The 15,416-nt window shown below is 57.8% G+C and carries 17 protein-coding genes; all 17 read left to right on the forward strand.

What is annotated here, in order from left to right; all coding sequences use genetic code 11:
- Positions 1-168: 168 nt before the first annotated feature.
- The 17 genes from fliE (at position 169) to fliR (ending at position 15,413) form a co-directional block, all read left to right on the forward strand.
- Positions 169-630 carry a flagellar hook-basal body complex protein FliE gene (gene fliE, locus DW349_RS07950; RefSeq protein ID WP_108124469.1) on the forward strand — a complete coding sequence of 154 codons (462 nt, stop codon included), beginning with the start codon at positions 169-171 and terminating at the stop codon, positions 628-630.
- A 63-nt stretch (positions 631-693) separates the two neighbouring features.
- Positions 694-2,496, forward strand: coding sequence for a flagellar basal-body MS-ring/collar protein FliF (gene fliF, locus DW349_RS07955; protein ID WP_232819274.1), 1,803 nt, complete (start codon positions 694-696; stop codon positions 2,494-2,496).
- On the forward strand, positions 2,489-3,550 hold the full coding sequence (gene fliG / locus DW349_RS07960) for a flagellar motor switch protein FliG (RefSeq protein ID WP_198650420.1): 1,062 nt from the start codon (positions 2,489-2,491) through the stop codon (positions 3,548-3,550). The genes fliF and fliG overlap by 8 nt, the downstream gene beginning before the upstream one ends.
- A 36-nt stretch (positions 3,551-3,586) precedes the next feature.
- Entirely contained in the window at positions 3,587-4,642 is a 1,056-nt protein-coding gene (locus DW349_RS07965; RefSeq protein ID WP_108124468.1) for a flagellar assembly protein FliH, read from the forward strand.
- On the forward strand, positions 4,629-6,044 hold the full coding sequence (fliI, locus tag DW349_RS07970; protein WP_108124467.1) for a flagellar protein export ATPase FliI: 1,416 nt from the start codon (positions 4,629-4,631) through the stop codon (positions 6,042-6,044). The genes DW349_RS07965 and fliI overlap by 14 nt, the downstream gene beginning before the upstream one ends.
- A gap of 3 nt (positions 6,045-6,047) precedes the next feature.
- Positions 6,048-6,497: a flagellar export protein FliJ gene (fliJ, locus tag DW349_RS07975; protein WP_108124466.1), complete on the forward strand. Its 450-nt coding sequence runs from the start codon at positions 6,048-6,050 to the stop codon at positions 6,495-6,497.
- 143 nt (positions 6,498-6,640) lie between these two features.
- Complete coding sequence (locus tag DW349_RS07980) at positions 6,641-6,946, forward strand: STAS domain-containing protein (protein ID WP_108124465.1); 306 nt, start codon at positions 6,641-6,643, stop codon at positions 6,944-6,946.
- 11 nt (positions 6,947-6,957) lie between these two features.
- Complete coding sequence (locus DW349_RS07985) at positions 6,958-8,670, forward strand: ATP-binding SpoIIE family protein phosphatase (protein WP_108124464.1); 1,713 nt, start codon at positions 6,958-6,960, stop codon at positions 8,668-8,670.
- A gap of 6 nt (positions 8,671-8,676) precedes the next feature.
- The gene (locus DW349_RS07990; RefSeq protein WP_108124463.1) at positions 8,677-9,036 is read left to right on the forward strand and encodes an Hpt domain-containing protein; all 360 of its coding nucleotides are present in this window, start codon (positions 8,677-8,679) and stop codon (positions 9,034-9,036) included.
- A gap of 115 nt (positions 9,037-9,151) precedes the next feature.
- Positions 9,152-10,921, forward strand: coding sequence for a flagellar hook-length control protein FliK (locus DW349_RS07995; protein WP_108124462.1), 1,770 nt, complete (start codon positions 9,152-9,154; stop codon positions 10,919-10,921).
- Positions 10,922-10,999: 78 nt separating this feature from the next.
- Complete coding sequence (locus DW349_RS08000; RefSeq protein ID WP_108124461.1) at positions 11,000-11,539, forward strand: flagellar basal body-associated FliL family protein; 540 nt, start codon at positions 11,000-11,002, stop codon at positions 11,537-11,539.
- A gap of 8 nt (positions 11,540-11,547) precedes the next feature.
- A complete protein-coding gene (gene fliM, locus DW349_RS08005; RefSeq protein ID WP_108124460.1) occupies positions 11,548-12,624 on the forward strand; it encodes a flagellar motor switch protein FliM in 1,077 nt (358 codons plus the stop codon).
- Entirely contained in the window at positions 12,617-13,078 is a 462-nt protein-coding gene (fliN, locus tag DW349_RS08010) for a flagellar motor switch protein FliN (protein WP_108124459.1), read from the forward strand. Before fliM ends, fliN begins: the two co-directional genes overlap by 8 nt.
- A 4-nt stretch (positions 13,079-13,082) precedes the next feature.
- Positions 13,083-13,577, forward strand: coding sequence for a flagellar biosynthetic protein FliO (gene fliO, locus DW349_RS08015; RefSeq protein WP_108124458.1), 495 nt, complete (start codon positions 13,083-13,085; stop codon positions 13,575-13,577).
- 10 nt (positions 13,578-13,587) lie between these two features.
- Positions 13,588-14,322 (forward strand): flagellar type III secretion system pore protein FliP, encoded by a 735-nt coding sequence (gene fliP / locus DW349_RS08020; RefSeq protein ID WP_198650442.1) that lies wholly within the window; start codon positions 13,588-13,590, stop codon positions 14,320-14,322.
- A gap of 43 nt (positions 14,323-14,365) precedes the next feature.
- Positions 14,366-14,635, forward strand: a complete 270-nt coding sequence (locus tag DW349_RS08025; RefSeq protein ID WP_108124457.1) for a flagellar biosynthetic protein FliQ — start codon at positions 14,366-14,368, stop codon at positions 14,633-14,635.
- A 49-nt stretch (positions 14,636-14,684) separates the two neighbouring features.
- Positions 14,685-15,413, forward strand: coding sequence for a flagellar biosynthetic protein FliR (gene fliR / locus DW349_RS08030; RefSeq protein ID WP_108124856.1), 729 nt, complete (start codon positions 14,685-14,687; stop codon positions 15,411-15,413).
- Positions 15,414-15,416 lie beyond the last annotated feature (3 nt).

Consider the following 15,416-nt stretch of genomic DNA (forward strand, 5'->3'; position numbering starts at 1 on the left):
GCAAGAGTTGGCCCGTCCTTTGCTGAACCAGGGTAGAGCGGGCGTTTTTAGCGGCAAAGTGACGGTTATTTGTCGCGCACCCGGCCAAACACCGGGTGCCGTCCGAACGGACATCGGGATTTTTGACACTCATCCATAAAGGAGTGTCGCGGGAAGAGGAGCAGGCCAATGGCTGATCGAGCTGACATTCAAAACGTTCTCGGGCAAATGCGCTCGATTCGTGAACAAATGCAGGTGCCACGTCCACCCACGCAACAAACGTTGCAGGGGCCGACGTTCGAACAGCAGATGCAACAGGTGCGCAATCAGTCGGGCCCGTTGGAACCTAGAGCTGAGCTCAATCTGCCGCCAGCCCAGATCCCCGGTGGCATCAACGAACTCGATGGCATGCCGCCGATGGGCGATGTGCCATCGTTCGGCGAGATGTTCAAGTCCGCCATCGATACCGTTAACGATACCCAACAGGCGGCGAATGAAATCGCCACCCGTTATGAACAGGGCGACCCGGAAGTCGATTTGCCGGAAGTGATGATTGCCCTGCAAAAATCCAGCGTCTCCTTTCAAGCCATGACCCAGGTCCGTAACAAGATGGTCGAGGCTTATAAGGAAATTATGAACATGCCGATCTGACGGTTAGGGAATAGCTGACGTCAGCCTGCCGGTGAGTCCGGTGCAAAAGAGTGAAGCGAGACCATGACAGAGAACGTGCCAGCCGCCACCGGTGCTGAAGCCGACGGCGACAACAACGCTCAAAGCGGCCTGCCAGCCACCCGCTCAGACGCCGGTAGCCAAAGCCGTGCGGTCGCCACTACAGGCGGCGGTATCGGCGGCGAAGACAGCCCGGATATGGTCGATAAGGAACCCTCGGCGCTCAAACGCATGCACCCGCTGGTCGCCGGCTTTAACCGCCTGACGATGATGCGTCAGTTCGGCCTGCTGGTCGGCCTGGCCGCCAGTATCGCTTTGGGACTGGGCGTGGTGCTCTGGTCGCAACGCGAGACGTATCATCCGCTGATGAATTCCACCAACACCTTTGCCGCGGCCGACGTCATTCAGGTGTTGCAGAACGAGAAAGTGAATTTCGACATCGACCCGGCCAGCGGCGTCATCCTGGTACGCCAGGACGATCTGCATAAGGCGCGTCTGGCGATTGCCGGTGCCGGCCTGTCGAACGATCAGACCGTGGGCTATGAACTGCTCGACGACGATCAGCCGCTGGGCACTTCACAGTTCATGGAAAACGCCCGTTACATGCGTGCGCTCGAAGGCGAGTTGGCGCGCACCATCGCCTCGATGAATCAGGTTCGCGCCGCGCGCGTGCATCTGGCGATTCCCGAGCGTTCCGTCTTTATTCGTGATCGCCGTCAGCCGACGGCCTCCGTATTCACCGAATTGCACGCCGGCGCCGATATGGACGTCGATTCCATTCGTGCCATTCGCAATCTGGTGGCGACGTCCATTCCGGAACTGAAGCCGGAAAACGTCTCGGTGGTGGATCAGCGCGGCCAGTTGTTGTCGGCGCAGACCGAAACGCCGGAAGACGAACTGACTGATCGCCAGTTCCAGTTCACCCAGCGCGTTGAAGACAACCTGCTGAACCAAATCAACTCGATTCTGGGTCCGGTGGTTGGCCGCGATAATTTCCGCGCCGAAGTGAACGCCGACATCGATTTCACCCAGGTTGAGCAGGCCGAAGAACTGTACAACCCGGATCTGATCGCGCTGCGGTCCGAACAGACCATTAAGGAAGAGCGCATCGGTGAGCCCGAAGGTGGTATTCCGGGCGCGCTGACCAACCAGCCTCCGGGCGCGGCGACAGCGCCGGAGCAGGTCGATCCGAACGCGCCAGCAGCGCCGGTACAGCCGCCGTCCACCTCGCGCGATGAGGCGACCCGAAACTACGAAGTCGACCGTACGCTGAGCTACACTCAGTTCCAGCAAGGCCGCATGCGCCGCCTGACGGTCGCCGTGGTGGTCGATGACCTGGTCAGCACCAACCCGGAAACCGGCGAGCGGGTACGCGAAAGCTGGAGCGATGAAGAGCTGCAACAACTGCGTGTGCTGGTTCAGGACGCGGTCGGTTTCGACCCGAGCCGGGGCGACAGCGTTAACATCGTCAACTCCGGTTTCCGTGGCGATGGCCCGCAAGTCGACGATTCGCCCTGGTACACCCAGCCGTGGTTCTGGGAGATTGCCAAGCAGATTCTGGCTGGCCTCTTTGTTCTGATCCTGGTGTTCGGCATACTGCGGCCAGCACTGCGTTCCTTGCTGAGCCGTGGTGAGGAAGATCAGGAAGAAGACGATCTGGCCTCTTTGGATGTCGATGAAGATTCCATCACGGACGACAAAGTGACACTGAGCACCGCCGATGAATACGCGCTGCCCGGACCGTCGGAACAATTCGAGCGGCAGTTGGACGCCTTGCGCGGCCTGATTGCCGAAGACCCAGGCCGAGTCGCCCTGGTACTGAAACGTTGGATCATGAGCAATGACTGAGCAGAATCGCAATATGCCGGTTCCTCAAGCTGAGGCCGACAATCCGAACAAAGCGCTCGATGGCATCAGCTGGTTGAACCGCGCTGCCATCCTGTTGATGAGCGTCGGTGAAACCGACGCCGCCGAGGTGCTCAAGCATCTGGGGCCGAAGGAAGTGCAGCGCGTCGGTACGTCCATGTCGGGCCTGTCGGAAGTGCGGCAGGAACAGCTTGAAGGGGCGGTGCGTCTGTTCCTTGAAGAAGTCGGCGGTCAGACCAGCCTCGGCATTGGCGCCAACGATTACATTCGCAACATGCTGACCCAGGCACTGGGGGCCGACAAAGCCACCGGCCTGATCGACCGTATTCTGCTCGGCGGCAACACCACCGGCCTGGATACGCTGAAGTGGATGGAGCCGCGCGCCGTGGCCGACATCATCCGCAACGAACACCCGCAGATTCAGGCGATTGTGATCGCCTATCTGGAGCCGGACCAATCGGCCGAAATTCTTGCCCAGTTCAGCGAAAAAGTGCGACTGGATATTGTTATGCGGGTCGCGGCATTGGAAACCGTCCAGCCGATTGCCCTGCAGGAGTTGAACTCGATTTTGGAAAAACAATTCTCCTCCAGCGCCGGTACTCAGGCTCAGTCTTTGGGCGGCGTGAAGACAGCAGCGGAGATCATGAACTTCCTCGAATCCAGCGTCGAAGCCGAAATCATGGACGGCATCAAAACGGTGGACGAAGATCTGGCGGCGGAAATTGCCGACCTTATGTTCGTGTTCGAAAACCTGTCCGACATCGACGACCGTGGCATTCAGATGTTGCTGCGCGAAGTGCCGACCGATTTGCTCAAGGTCGCACTGCGTGGTTCCGATCAGAAACTGCAGGAAAAAATGCTCGGCAACATGTCCAAGCGTGCCGCAGAAATTCTGCGCGACGATATGGACGCCATGGGGCCGGTCAAACTCAGCGATGTCGAAACCGCTCAGAAAGAAATTCTCAACATTGCCCGTCGCATGTCCGACGCCGGCGAAATCGCCCTCGGTGGTACCGGCGGCGAGGCCATGGTGTGACGTTAACCGCGTCCACCGTTTCAGGAGTCGTGGGCCATGGTTTTTAAACCGCCGCTGCATCCGGATGAGATGGAAACGGAACTCGACGTGGAAGCCTATCGGCTGCCACGTTGGGACGCTAAGGGCAATCTGATTGACGATCGGCCCAAGCCGATTGCGACCATCACCGAAGACGTCGAAGACGTTCAGGTGCAACCTCCGACCGCCGAAGAAATCCGTCAGATTCACGACGCCGCCTACAACGAAGGTTTTGAATCCGGCTATCAGCAAGGCATGAAACAAGGCCAGCAGGAAGGTCACAAAGCCGGTCATCAGGAAGGTTATGCGGCGGGTGAGGAAGTCGGTCGCGGTGTCGGCGAGCAAGCCGGTTACGACGCCGCGCTGAAAACCGAACAAGCGCGCATCGCCGAATCGCTGGCGCCGCTGCAAGACCTGTTAACGCAACTGCAAGGCTTGTTGCCCAAGCAGGAAGCCGATCTGCGCGATGGCCTGGTTACGCTGGCGGTGCGCCTGGCGCGCAATCTGTTCGACGCCGAACTCGCCCTCAAACCCGACCACATTCAAGCTCTGGTACACAACGCCGTTCAGGCGCTGCCCAATGCCGATGAACGTCTGACCATCGAGCTGCACCCGGACGATCTGGCCCTGGTCGAAACCATGGCTGACAGCCATTGGACGCTCCAGGCCGACCCCGAACTGCGCCGTGGCGGTTGCCGGGTGCGCAGCCGCTTCAGCTACATCGATTACAGCCTGGAACATCGGTTCCGTCAGCAGGTCAGCAATTTGCTGGCGCAGTCGGGTTTGTCTGAACGCCTGGAAGAACTCAGTCAGCCGTGGCCGCTGCCGAGTGCCAGCACACTGACAGACGACAGCCCGCTGCAAGCCGAACACAACCCCGGCGAGATTCTTACTGAATCCGGCGTGACGACAACAAATGAAACTACAGCCGGAGTAGCTGAGACAGAAGTACCTGCGGCCGAACCCCAACCAACCGAGGCAACTGACTCCACTGCGGTAGAAACAGACACCCCGGTTACTGACGAATCTGACCTGACTGACCAAGCCGAATCCGACACCGATGAGCCTCGCTGATTACCTTAAAGACAGCCAACGCTGGTTGCCGGATGAAGCGCCGGTGATCGTTGAAGGCCGGCTGACGCGTATGGTCGGGCTGACGCTGGAAGCCATCGGTCTGAACGCCACCGTCGGCGAACGCTGCCAGGTCATCGATCGCGGCACTTGCATCGAAGCCGAAGTGGTCGGTTTTCAGGACGACAAAGCCTTTTTAATGCCGGTGCAACCGATCAGCGGTTTGCGTGCCGGCGCGCGCGTGGTGCCGGTCGAAACGGCCAGCGAACTGGTCATTGGCGACGAATTGCTGGGCCGGGTGGTGAATGGTTTTGGTGAGCCGATTGACGGCAAAGGACCGCTCGGTTGCCGGGTGCGCCAAAGCCTGAACGGCGAAACCATTAACCCGTTGCACCGCCAGCCGATTCGCGAACCGCTCGACGTTGGCATTCGCGCCATCAATTCGGTATTGACCGTCGGTCGCGGCCAGCGGCTCGGTTTGTTTGCCGGTTCTGGCGTCGGTAAATCCATGTTGCTCGGCATGATGACGCGCTTCACCACGGCCGACATCACCATCGTCGGTTTGATTGGCGAACGTGGCCGGGAAGTGAAGGAATTTATCGAAGACATTCTCGGCGAAGAAGGTCTGGCGCGCTCCGTTGTGGTCGCCTCGCCAGCCGACGACGCGCCGTTGTTGCGACTGCGCGCTGCTCAATACACCACGGCCATCGCCGAGTATTTCCGCGCCCAGGGCAAGAACGTTCTGATGCTGATGGATTCGCTGACGCGTTACGCCCAGGCGCAACGTGAAATCGCGTTGGCGATTGGCGAACCGCCGGCCACCAAGGGTTATCCGCCGTCGGTGTTTGCGCGTGTGCCGCAGTTGGTCGAACGCGCCGGTAACGCCGAAGAGGGCGGTGGTTCGATCACCGCTTTCTACACCGTATTGACCGAAGGCGACGACCAGCAGGATCCGGTTGCCGATTCCTCGCGCGCCATTCTCGACGGCCACTTTGTACTGAACCGTCGCCTGGCCGAAGAAGGGCATTATCCGGCCATCGACATTGAACAAAGCATCAGCCGGGCGATGTCGCAGGTGGTGCCGGAAGCGCACTTCAAACAGGCGCAGAAAATCAAACAGGTGTGGGCACGTTATCAGCAAAACCGTGACCTGATTTCCATCGGCGCCTATTCGCCCGGTTCCGATAAAGCCATCGACGAAGCCATTGCCCTGTACCCGCGCGTGACTCAGTTTTTGCAACAAAGCCTGGGCGAACGCGTCAGTTATCAGGACAGCGTTGGGCTGATGCAGCAATTGGTGTCGGCCGCTGCGCCGCAAGACAGCGGCGCGATGCAAGCCGGCGGTCGGCCGTTGGCGAAAGCCGGCGCTCGCCGCCGCCCCGGCAATAACCCCGCAGGACGATGATCCATGGCCAAACGGTCGGAGCGATTGCAACTGATTGAACGCCTCGCCAAACAACGCGAGGAGCAGGCCGCGCAAGCGCTGCAACAGGCGCGCAATCAACTGGGTCAGGAAATCAAACAGCTCGAAGAACTCGCCAATTATCAGGCCGAATACCACCAGTCGTTGCAGGTCAGTGGCAGTACTGGGGTGTCGATTGAGCAGTGGCGGCGCACCCAGGGTTTTATCGATCAGTTGGAAATTGTCATGGGGCGTCAGCAAGGTGTGATTCGTCAGTGGCAGGATCAGGAAGCCAAGTTGCTGGCGCATTGGCAGTCGTTGTATCAGCGACGCAAAACCTTGAATCAGTTGGTCGAAAAGGTGTCGATGGAAGAACTGATCGAAGCGGATCGGCGCGAGCAGAAAGCGCTCGATGAAGTGGTCAGCCAGATGCGTCAACGCAACTCCTCCTGGTAGCCAAACGGGGTGTTGCGCTTGCCTGGCACCCGCCTATACAGTGCGTCTTTTTGCTTTTTTCATCGCTGCAGTTTGCCGCTGGCGGCTATGCCAAAGCCAGCTACAATACGCACAGGTCGACTTGCCTGACTTGAGGAACCGCTATGACCGTCTCGGCATTACCCAACGCTAACGGCTCGGAAATTGTTATTAAAATCACAGGCCGCTTTGATTTCAGTTCGCATCAGGAATTCCGACAGATATATGAAAATGCGGCGCCCGATATCCAGGCCTATACCATCGATATGAACGAAGCCACCTATCTGGACAGCTCGGCTTTGGGCATGTTGTTGCTGTTGCGTGATCACGCCGGCGGCGATAATTCCGACATTCGCATTATTAATTGCAACGAAGACGTGCGAAAAATTCTGTCGATTTCCAACTTCGGACAACTGTTCCGTATCGACTGACGGCGCCGTCCATGTCCAGCGCGTCACTCACCATTCTGATCGCCGACGACAGCAGTACTGATCGGCACATTCTCAGCGCCATTGTGAAGCAGGAAGGTCACCAGGTGATCGAAGCGAGCAATGGCATGGAAGCGCTGGATCGTTTTGCCGAACGGGTGCCGGACATCATTCTGATGGACGCCCTGATGCCGCAAATGGACGGACTCGAAGCCAGCCGTTTGATCAAACAACGCGCTGGCGATCAATTCGTTCCCATCATCTTTTTAACTTCCTTGCAGGACGCTTCATCGCTTGCCCGTTGTCTGGAAAACGGCGGCGATGATTTTATGTCCAAGCCGTACAACCGGCTGATTCTGAAAGCCAAGATCAATGCTTTTGGTCGTATGCGGCGGATGCACGATCAGTTGCAATCGCACAACCGGCAAATGCTGCTGGAGCAGCAGGTTGCCAAAACCGTTTTCGATAACGTCGCCCATTCGGGCAGTTTGTCGTTGCCGAATTTGCGTTATTCGCTGTCGCCATTGGCGGTGTTCAATGGCGATACGGTGTTGGCCGAACGCAAACCCGATGGCGGCTTGTCATTGTTCCTGGGCGACTTCACCGGGCACGGTTTACCGGCTGCGATTGGTGCCATGCCGTTGGCGGAAATTTTTTACGGAATGACGCAAAAAGGTTTCGCCATGGAAGACGTGCTGCGCGAAATCAACGCCAAGCTGTACACCATTTTGCCAACCGAAGTGTTTTGCTGCGCGGCCATGGTCGATCTCGATGTGACCAACAAGATGGCGCGCATCTGGGTGGGGGGTGTGCCGTCGGTTTATTTGTATCGTGCCGACAGAGGGTCGATCGAAGCCATCGAATCGTCCAGCCTGCCATTGGGCGTGTTGCCGCCACGCCGGTTTTCGCCGGAACCGCGTGACTTTCCAATGGCTAACGACGACCGGGTGTTTCTGTGGTCAGACGGCATTGTTGAGAGCCACAACGCCGCCGGTGAACTCTTTGGCGAGCAACGCCTGGCCGCAATTTTTGCCCAGCACCCCGACCCCGACACGCTGTTCGATGCCATTCTCGCGGCGGTGGAAAACTTCATCGGCGGCAGCGGTCATGACGACGACATCACGCTGCTCAGCGCCACCATGGTCGATATGGATGTGCTGGGCTTGCCGTTGTTGCACAGCAGCAAGGCGTCGGTGGGTGGGCCGATGGACTGGAAAATGCGTCTGGAGTTGGGGCCGCAAAGCCTTGGTGTGTTCAACCCGCTGCCGCTGGTATTGAACATCCTCACCGAGGTAGAAGGGCTGCGAACGCTCAGCGGCGAGTTATACACCGTCCTGGCGGAGCTGTTTAACAACGGTTTGGAACACGGCGTGCTGGGGCTGGATTCCGCGGTCAAAGACGATGCCCTCGGTTTCAGCCACTATTACCGGATGCGCGAGGAGCGCCTGGCCGAATTGCAGCAAGGTCACTTGTGCCTGGATATTCTGCATCGGCCTATCGGCGATGGCGGCGAACTGACGCTGGAAATCACCGACAGTGGACCGGGATTTGATCATTCCCATCAAGACATGGCGTCTGTGACCGATAACCCTGGGTACAGCGGACGGGGTTTGGCGCTGGTTCGACAATTGTGCGACGAGTTGACGTTTAACCCGGCCGGTAACAGCGTTCGGGCAACGCTGCGCTGGCCACGCCCGACCTGGAGTGAATCGCAACCGAACGGATGAGGCGCAATGACAGCCGAACGACCCGAACAGCATTTGGATGAGGCCACCCTGGCCGATCTGCGCATTTTGCTTGAGGCGGAGTTCAACGACCTCATCGAGGCCTTTCTCAGCGATGGCCAGCAGCGCCACGCCGATTTGCAGGAACAGGCGCAACAGAACCCGATTGATGCCGATCGGATTCGCCGCACCGCGCACAGTTTCAAAGGCAGCAGTCTGAACGTGGGCGCCACGGCGCTGGCGGCGCTGTGCCGGCAACTGGAAGACAGCGCCAGTGCCGGTGACCTGACCGGCGCCCAGACGCTGGTCGCCGAGATTGGCACTGAATTGGCTGAGCTGGACCGGCTGCTGCGCGAACACTATCTCTGATCCCGCCTTGGGTTATTCCGCGCTATAAAAACTCTGCTCTGTAAAAGCTGGCCCGGCCATTGCTATATGGCATTCAGGACACCGTCGTCCTGATCCTTGTAGAAAGAGAGCAAGCATGCTGTTTCTGACCAGCCCGGATGCCAGTCTTACCCCCGCCAAAGCGACCCAGGGCGTCACCCCAGGTGTGTTGAAAACCAACGCCGGTGCGGCGTCAGGTGGCGAGTTTGCACGTTTGCTCAGCGGTGCCAATACACCGCGTACCTTATCTGGCGAGGCGGACGCGCCAGCGGAACTGACCCCACAAATGCTCAACGCCGCATTGGGAAAAGCCGGTGTAGCGGTGGAGGGCGAAGGTCAGAACTTGCCGCTACAGCGGCAAGCCATGGTCGGTGCCTTGCCGTTGACCGGTGTCGACACCAAACTGCCGCTGGACGGCGCTGTCGCTGCGAATGGTGGGTTGACGGGTCTCGATCTGGTCGTGGACGGTGATGACGGCTTGAAGACCTCAAATCTGCCAGCGACTTCCTGGCTGGCGCGGCTCTTTGGCCTTGGCCCGACGCAGGACGAAGCCGCGGATGCGCTGGACGGACTGGATTCAAGCCTCAATCAAGTGACGGCGACCATCGCCCAACTGCTCGGCGTAAAGCCGCTGAGCGAAGCCGTTGATTACGACCCAGACAGCGATGGCGACTTCAACGTCGAGGCCGCATTGGCAGAACTGGGCATCGACCTGCCAGCAGACGCCATCGAGCAATGGGTCAGTGCCGATACCCTGGTGGTGGACCCGGAGGCGGTCGATCAACTGACCGATTATCTGCACCACGAACTGGGCCTGAATCTGGTCGAAACCGACACCGTTATCCAGGCACTGACGAACTGGGTGCAGAACCCACCGCATATCGATCTGACGCCCGAGCAACTGGCCGCGGCCGACAGCTCACAATGGCAACAAGTCGAACAACTGACGCAACTGTTGGATGAATTGGACGTCCAATTCAGCAGTTGGCTGGATCAAATGAACGCGGCCGCCAATGGCGAGTCGGGTGACGCCGTTGCTCAGACGCCGGCGTTGTCGGACGGGTTGCGTACCCTGGCCGATGCGCTGAGTGGCAAGAACGCGCTGGATTCCGACGGCAAAGTACCGTCGCCGGCGGTGATGATTTCGCGCTTGCTGCAAAGCGTACAGAACAGCGCCACGAACGGCAGTTTGCCCATCACCATGGATCAAAGCCGACCGGAACAGGCATTGCTGCTGACACCGGCCAGTCAGCCGAGCAGCGATGTGGTGTTCAGCACAACGCTGATGCGCATGGCGCGCGAGACACTGGGTGGCAAGTCGGAAGCCGACAGCCGCTTGGCAGCGCTGAACAGCGCTACGACCGCGTCCGCTGATTCGACGTCGGTATCGAGTCTGTCCTTGTCACAGACCGATTCGCCCGACCAGACCGCCTTGTTGGATTTGAAACGCGTCGATAGGCCGATGATTTCCGCAGACGTTAGCCAGCGACTGAGCGAGCGTATTCAAATGATGGCGCAAGGCGACATCAAGCACGCCACCATTCGCCTCGACCCGCCGGAACTGGGCGCGTTGGAAATTAAGGTGACGGTACACAACGACCAGACCCAGGTGCAGATTGTGTCGCCGCACCCGCAAGTGCGCGAAGCCCTGGAAGCTCAAAGCGTACGGTTGCGTGAATTTTTGGAACAACAGGGGCTGAATTTGTCGAACCTGGATGTGCGTGATCAGTCCGCCAATGGCAACGCCAGTTCGGGTGACGGCCAGGGCGAGGGCGGTGGCACTGGCGGTGACGCCGAGTCGGACGCCGAAGCGCCTGTGGCAGCGACGGCGGCCCGACCCTTGGGTCTGGTGGATCAGTTTGTTTAGTCCTGGCGTCACAGTCCGCTAGAATGGAAGCATCGCCCTGACTATTACGGGGCCGGGCAGCAGTAAGAGAGCGAATATATGGCTGAGGAAGAAATCCCAACCACGGGTGGTGAAGAGAGCAGCGGCAAAAGTCGGTTGAAGCTGTTGATCATGGTGATTGGTGGCGCGGTCATCATCGCCATGTTGTCGGTAGCGGCAACCTGGTTCCTGATCGGCCGCGGTGGTGGTGACGAAGAAGTCGCACCGCCGGCACCGGAAGAGATTCCGCTGACCATGCCAGAACAGATGCAGACCGAAGGCCCGGCCATCTATCTGGCGCTGCAACCGCCTTTTATCGTGAATTACAGCGTGGGCGCGCGGACGCGATTTTTACAGCTCGAATTGAGCATCGTGGCGCGTGACCCCGCCGCGATTGATGTGGCAAATACCTACATGCCACTGATTCGCAACAACTTGTTAGAAACCTTGTCCGAGCAGGACTTCAACTACCTGCGCACGGCCCAAGGCAAAATGGATCTGGTTGAAGAGTTGACCGACACCATTCAGGAAGTGATGGAAATGCGCCTGGGCCGACCAGGCATTGAAACCGTGCTGTTCCGCAGCTTCGTGATGCAATAGGGGGTCCCGTGCAGGACTTACTTTCACAAGACGAAATTGATGCGCTCTTACACGGCATCGACGACGGCGCCGTAGAAGAAGAGGACGCGGGCGACGGCAGTGGGGTCAAAGTCTATGACCTGACCAGCCAGGACCGCATCGTCCGGGGCCGCATGCCGACCCTGGAGATGATCAACGAGCGTTTTGCGCGTTACACCCGCATCTCCATGTTTAACTTTTTGCGGCGCAGCGCGGATGTCGCCACCGGCGGTATTCAGATTCTCAAATTCGGCGAATACGTCCACACCCTCTACGTACCGACCAGTTTGAACTTGGTGAAAGTGCGGCCATTGCGCGGCACGGCCCTGTTTATTCTCGACGCCAAACTGGTGTTCAAGCTGGTGGACAACTTCTTCGGCGGTGACGGTCGTCACGCCAAGATCGAAGGCCGCGAATTCACCCCGACGGAAATCCGCGTGGTGCAGATGGTCTTGTCCCAAGTGTTCGAAGACATGAAAGAAGCCTGGGCGGCGGTACTGGACGTCGATTTCGAATACGTGTCGTCGGAAGTGAACCCGGCCATGGCCAACATCGTTTCGCCCAGCGAAGTGGTAGTAGTCTCAACCTTCCACGTCGAACTCGACGGCGGCGGCGGTGACCTGCACGTCACCATGCCGTACTCGATGATCGAGCCAGTTCGTGAAGTACTGGATGCCGGTGTGCAGAGTGACATCGACGAAGTGGACGACCGCTGGATCGAGTCGCTGCGTCACGACATCCTGCGCGCCAAAGTACCGATCAACACCAAGGTGGTGGAACGTGAAATCAAACTGCGCGACCTGGTGGAACTGGAACCTGGCGACATCATTCCGATCGATCTGCCGGAAACCATCACCATGACCGCCAACCAGGTGCCGTTGTTCGAATGTAAATTGGGACAATCCGGCGAGAACCTTGCATTGAAAGTTGTGAAGCCGGTGAAAACGAACAGTCGTGACGTCGGCGATCTGAAGACGCGACTGATGGGTCAGCGTCAGAAAAAACGCGAAGAACACGCCGTTGAAGCCATGACCGAAGCGGCCAAGCAGGAGAATCAAAATGAGTGATGACGATCTGCCAAACGACGACGAAAACTTGATGGACGGTGGCGACGAAGACCTGTCGGAAGACTGGGCTGCCGCCATGGCCGAAGCCGGTGAAACCGGCGATGACAGCGAAGACGCCAACCCGCGCGCACCGCTGGAAGAGTTCGAAGTCACGCCACCTGGTGCGGCCCCGAGCTCAATGAATGGCGAAGACACGCCGAATCTGGATGTGATTCTCGACATCCCGGTGACCATTTCCATGGAAGTCGGCAACACCCAGATTCCGATCCGCAACCTGCTGCAATTGAACCAGGGCAGTGTGATCGAGCTGGACCGTTTGGCCGGTGAACCGCTGGACGTCTTGGTCAACGGTACGCTGATCGCCCACGGCGAGGTGGTGATGGTGAACGAGAAGTTCGGTATCCGCCTGACCGATGTGGTCAGCCAGCAAGAACGCATTCAGCGGCTGAGGTAATGTCATGGGTTTTGACACCCACACCAAAAATTTGACGCGGGCGCTGCTGACGGTCGGTTTATTGTCGGTCGCAGCGATGCCCGCCTGGGCGCAACAACCCGGCCCGGGGCCGCTGTCTGGCGGTGGTAGCGACTATTTCAAGCTGACATTAACGCTGATTTTCATTGTTGGCCTTATCTTTGCGTGTGGCTGGCTAGTACGACGAATGGCTGGCGGCACAAGCTTCAATAACCGCCACATCAAGGTACTGTCGGTCATGCCCTTGGGCACCCGGGAAAAGTTGATGGTAGTGAAGGCGTTTGACGACTATCTGTTGTTGGGCGTTACCACCAATAACATCAACACCCTGCATCGTTTCGACGAGCCACCCGACCTGACAGAGACGCCGCTGACCAGTCCATTCGCCGATCGAATGAAAGGCTTGTTGAAAGGACTGGACAGTGACCCTCTGGCCAAGCATCAAAAAAACGCTAAAAACCGCTCAAACTCTGGCGACTGATTACAGTCGCCTGCTTGTTGTTGTAACCCTTGGCCTGCTGTCGTTATTTGCAGGCTTCGCCCACGCCGAAGGCATACCGGCGCTGACCGTCACCGGCACGGAAGACGGCGGTCAGGAATACACCGTCACCATCCAGATTCTCGCCATCATGACGGCGCTGACCTTTATTCCGGCAGCGCTGATGATGATGACCAGTTTCACCCGCATCATTGTGGTGTTCGCCATTCTGCGTCAGGCGATTGGTTTGCAGCAGACACCGTCGAACCAGATGTTGATTGGCCTGGCGCTGTTTCTGACCTTTTTTGTTATGTATCCGATTTTCGATCAGATAAATCGGGACGCCATTCAGCCGTACATCAACGAAGAAATTCTACCGTTGGAAGCCATCGACCGTGGTCTGGCGCCGTTGAAAGATTTCATGCTCAACCAGACGCGCGAAACCGATTTGAATTTGTTTGTGCGTCTGGCCGACATGGAAGGCGAGATTGAAACACCTGACGACACACCGCTGAATATTCTGATTCCTGCCTTTGTCACCAGTGAATTAAAAACTGCTTTTCAAATTGGCTTTTTGCTGTTCATTCCGTTTTTGATCATTGATCTGGTGGTGGCCTCCATCCTGATGTCGATGGGGATGATGATGCTGTCGCCGATCATTATTTCGTTGCCGTTTAAAATCATGCTGTTTGTACTGGTCGATGGCTGGGCCATGATCATGGGTTCGCTGGCGTCGAGTTTCGCCTGAGTTTTTTAGCGAGTTTTTTCAGGTTTTTTGGAGAGTTGGATTCGTGGAAGCTGCAAACATTGCCGACTTGTTTTCCGAGGCGCTGTTCATTGTTGTCGTGGTGGTGACGGTTATTATTGGTCCGTCACTGATCATTGGTTTGATTGTGGCAACATTCCAGGCCGCCACTCAGATTAACGAACAGACGTTGAGCTTTTTGCCGCGCTTGTTGGTGACCTTGATTGTGTTGATCGTGACCGGGCCGTGGATCGTCGGCAAGGTGGTCGATTACACCAATGAAATTATTCTCAATATTCCCATCCTGATCGGCTGACGACGTGGAACTGACGGACGCTCAAATCGCCTCCTGGGTCAGCCATTATATGTGGCCGTTTTTTCGCATCCTGGGTTTCTTCATGATTGCGCCGGTGGTCGGTTCGCAAGTCACGCCGGCCCGGGTGCGCGTCTTGTTGGCGTTAGTGTGGACCACGGCTTTGTACCCGGTATTGCCGCCGATGCCGCTGATCGAAGTGACTGGCTTGGGCAGTCTGGTGATCATCGCGCATCAGATTTTGATTGGCGTGGTATTGGGTTTTGTGGTGCTGGCGATTTTGCAGGTCGTGATTCTCGCCGGTCAGATTATTTCCATGCAGATGGGCTTGGGTTTTGCCTCTATGGTCGATCCGGCCAACGGCATTTCAGTGGCGGTGTTGGCGCAGTGGTATCAGGTATTGGTGACCTTGGTGTTCCTCGCCATCAACGGCCATCTGGTGGTCTTGGAAGTGTTGGCGGATTCCTTTGGCGTGGTGCCGGTGGCGCCGATCAGTTTTAACCAGGGCAGTTTTTTTGCCATCGCCGAATTCGGCGCCTGGGTGTTTCGGGCGTCGTTGATGTTGGCTCTGCCAGCGATTGCGGCGTTGTTGTTGGTGAACCTGACCTTCGGTGTGATGACGCGTTCGGCGCCGCAATTAAACGTCTTTGTTTTGGGTTTTCCCGTGTCGATGCTGGCCGGTTTGGTCATTGTCTGGGCCAGCTATTGGGCGGCCTATCCGATGGTACAAAATCTGGTCGAATATCACGTCGACTTCATGCGTAACTTACTGGCTTGGTAAAAC

Origin of the sequence: Saccharospirillum mangrovi (genome assembly GCF_003367315.1) — a bacterium.
Taxonomy (GTDB): Bacteria; Pseudomonadota; Gammaproteobacteria; order Pseudomonadales; family Natronospirillaceae; genus Saccharospirillum; species Saccharospirillum mangrovi.

Excerpts from the sequence above, each read along its gene's own strand:
- fliF (WP_232819274.1), top strand. The coding sequence starts at position 694 with ATGACAGAGAACGTGCCAGCCGCCACCGGTGCTGAAGCCGACGGCGAC.
- fliJ (WP_108124466.1), top strand. The coding sequence starts at position 6,048 with ATGGCCAAACGGTCGGAGCGATTGCAACTGATTGAACGCCTCGCCAAA.
- DW349_RS07980 (WP_108124465.1), top strand. The coding sequence starts at position 6,641 with ATGACCGTCTCGGCATTACCCAACGCTAACGGCTCGGAAATTGTTATT.
- DW349_RS07985 (WP_108124464.1), top strand. The coding sequence starts at position 6,958 with ATGTCCAGCGCGTCACTCACCATTCTGATCGCCGACGACAGCAGTACT.
- fliI (WP_108124467.1), top strand. The coding sequence starts at position 4,629 with ATGAGCCTCGCTGATTACCTTAAAGACAGCCAACGCTGGTTGCCGGAT.
- fliN (WP_108124459.1), top strand. The coding sequence starts at position 12,617 with ATGAGTGATGACGATCTGCCAAACGACGACGAAAACTTGATGGACGGT.
- DW349_RS07990 (WP_108124463.1), top strand. The coding sequence starts at position 8,677 with ATGACAGCCGAACGACCCGAACAGCATTTGGATGAGGCCACCCTGGCC.
- fliO (WP_108124458.1), top strand. The coding sequence starts at position 13,083 with ATGGGTTTTGACACCCACACCAAAAATTTGACGCGGGCGCTGCTGACG.
- fliE (WP_108124469.1), top strand. The coding sequence starts at position 169 with ATGGCTGATCGAGCTGACATTCAAAACGTTCTCGGGCAAATGCGCTCG.
- fliG (WP_198650420.1), top strand. The coding sequence starts at position 2,489 with ATGACTGAGCAGAATCGCAATATGCCGGTTCCTCAAGCTGAGGCCGAC.
- DW349_RS08000 (WP_108124461.1), top strand. The coding sequence starts at position 11,000 with ATGGCTGAGGAAGAAATCCCAACCACGGGTGGTGAAGAGAGCAGCGGC.
- DW349_RS07965 (WP_108124468.1), top strand. The coding sequence starts at position 3,587 with ATGGTTTTTAAACCGCCGCTGCATCCGGATGAGATGGAAACGGAACTC.
- DW349_RS07995 (WP_108124462.1), top strand. The coding sequence starts at position 9,152 with ATGCTGTTTCTGACCAGCCCGGATGCCAGTCTTACCCCCGCCAAAGCG.
- fliR (WP_108124856.1), top strand. The coding sequence starts at position 14,685 with ATGTGGCCGTTTTTTCGCATCCTGGGTTTCTTCATGATTGCGCCGGTG.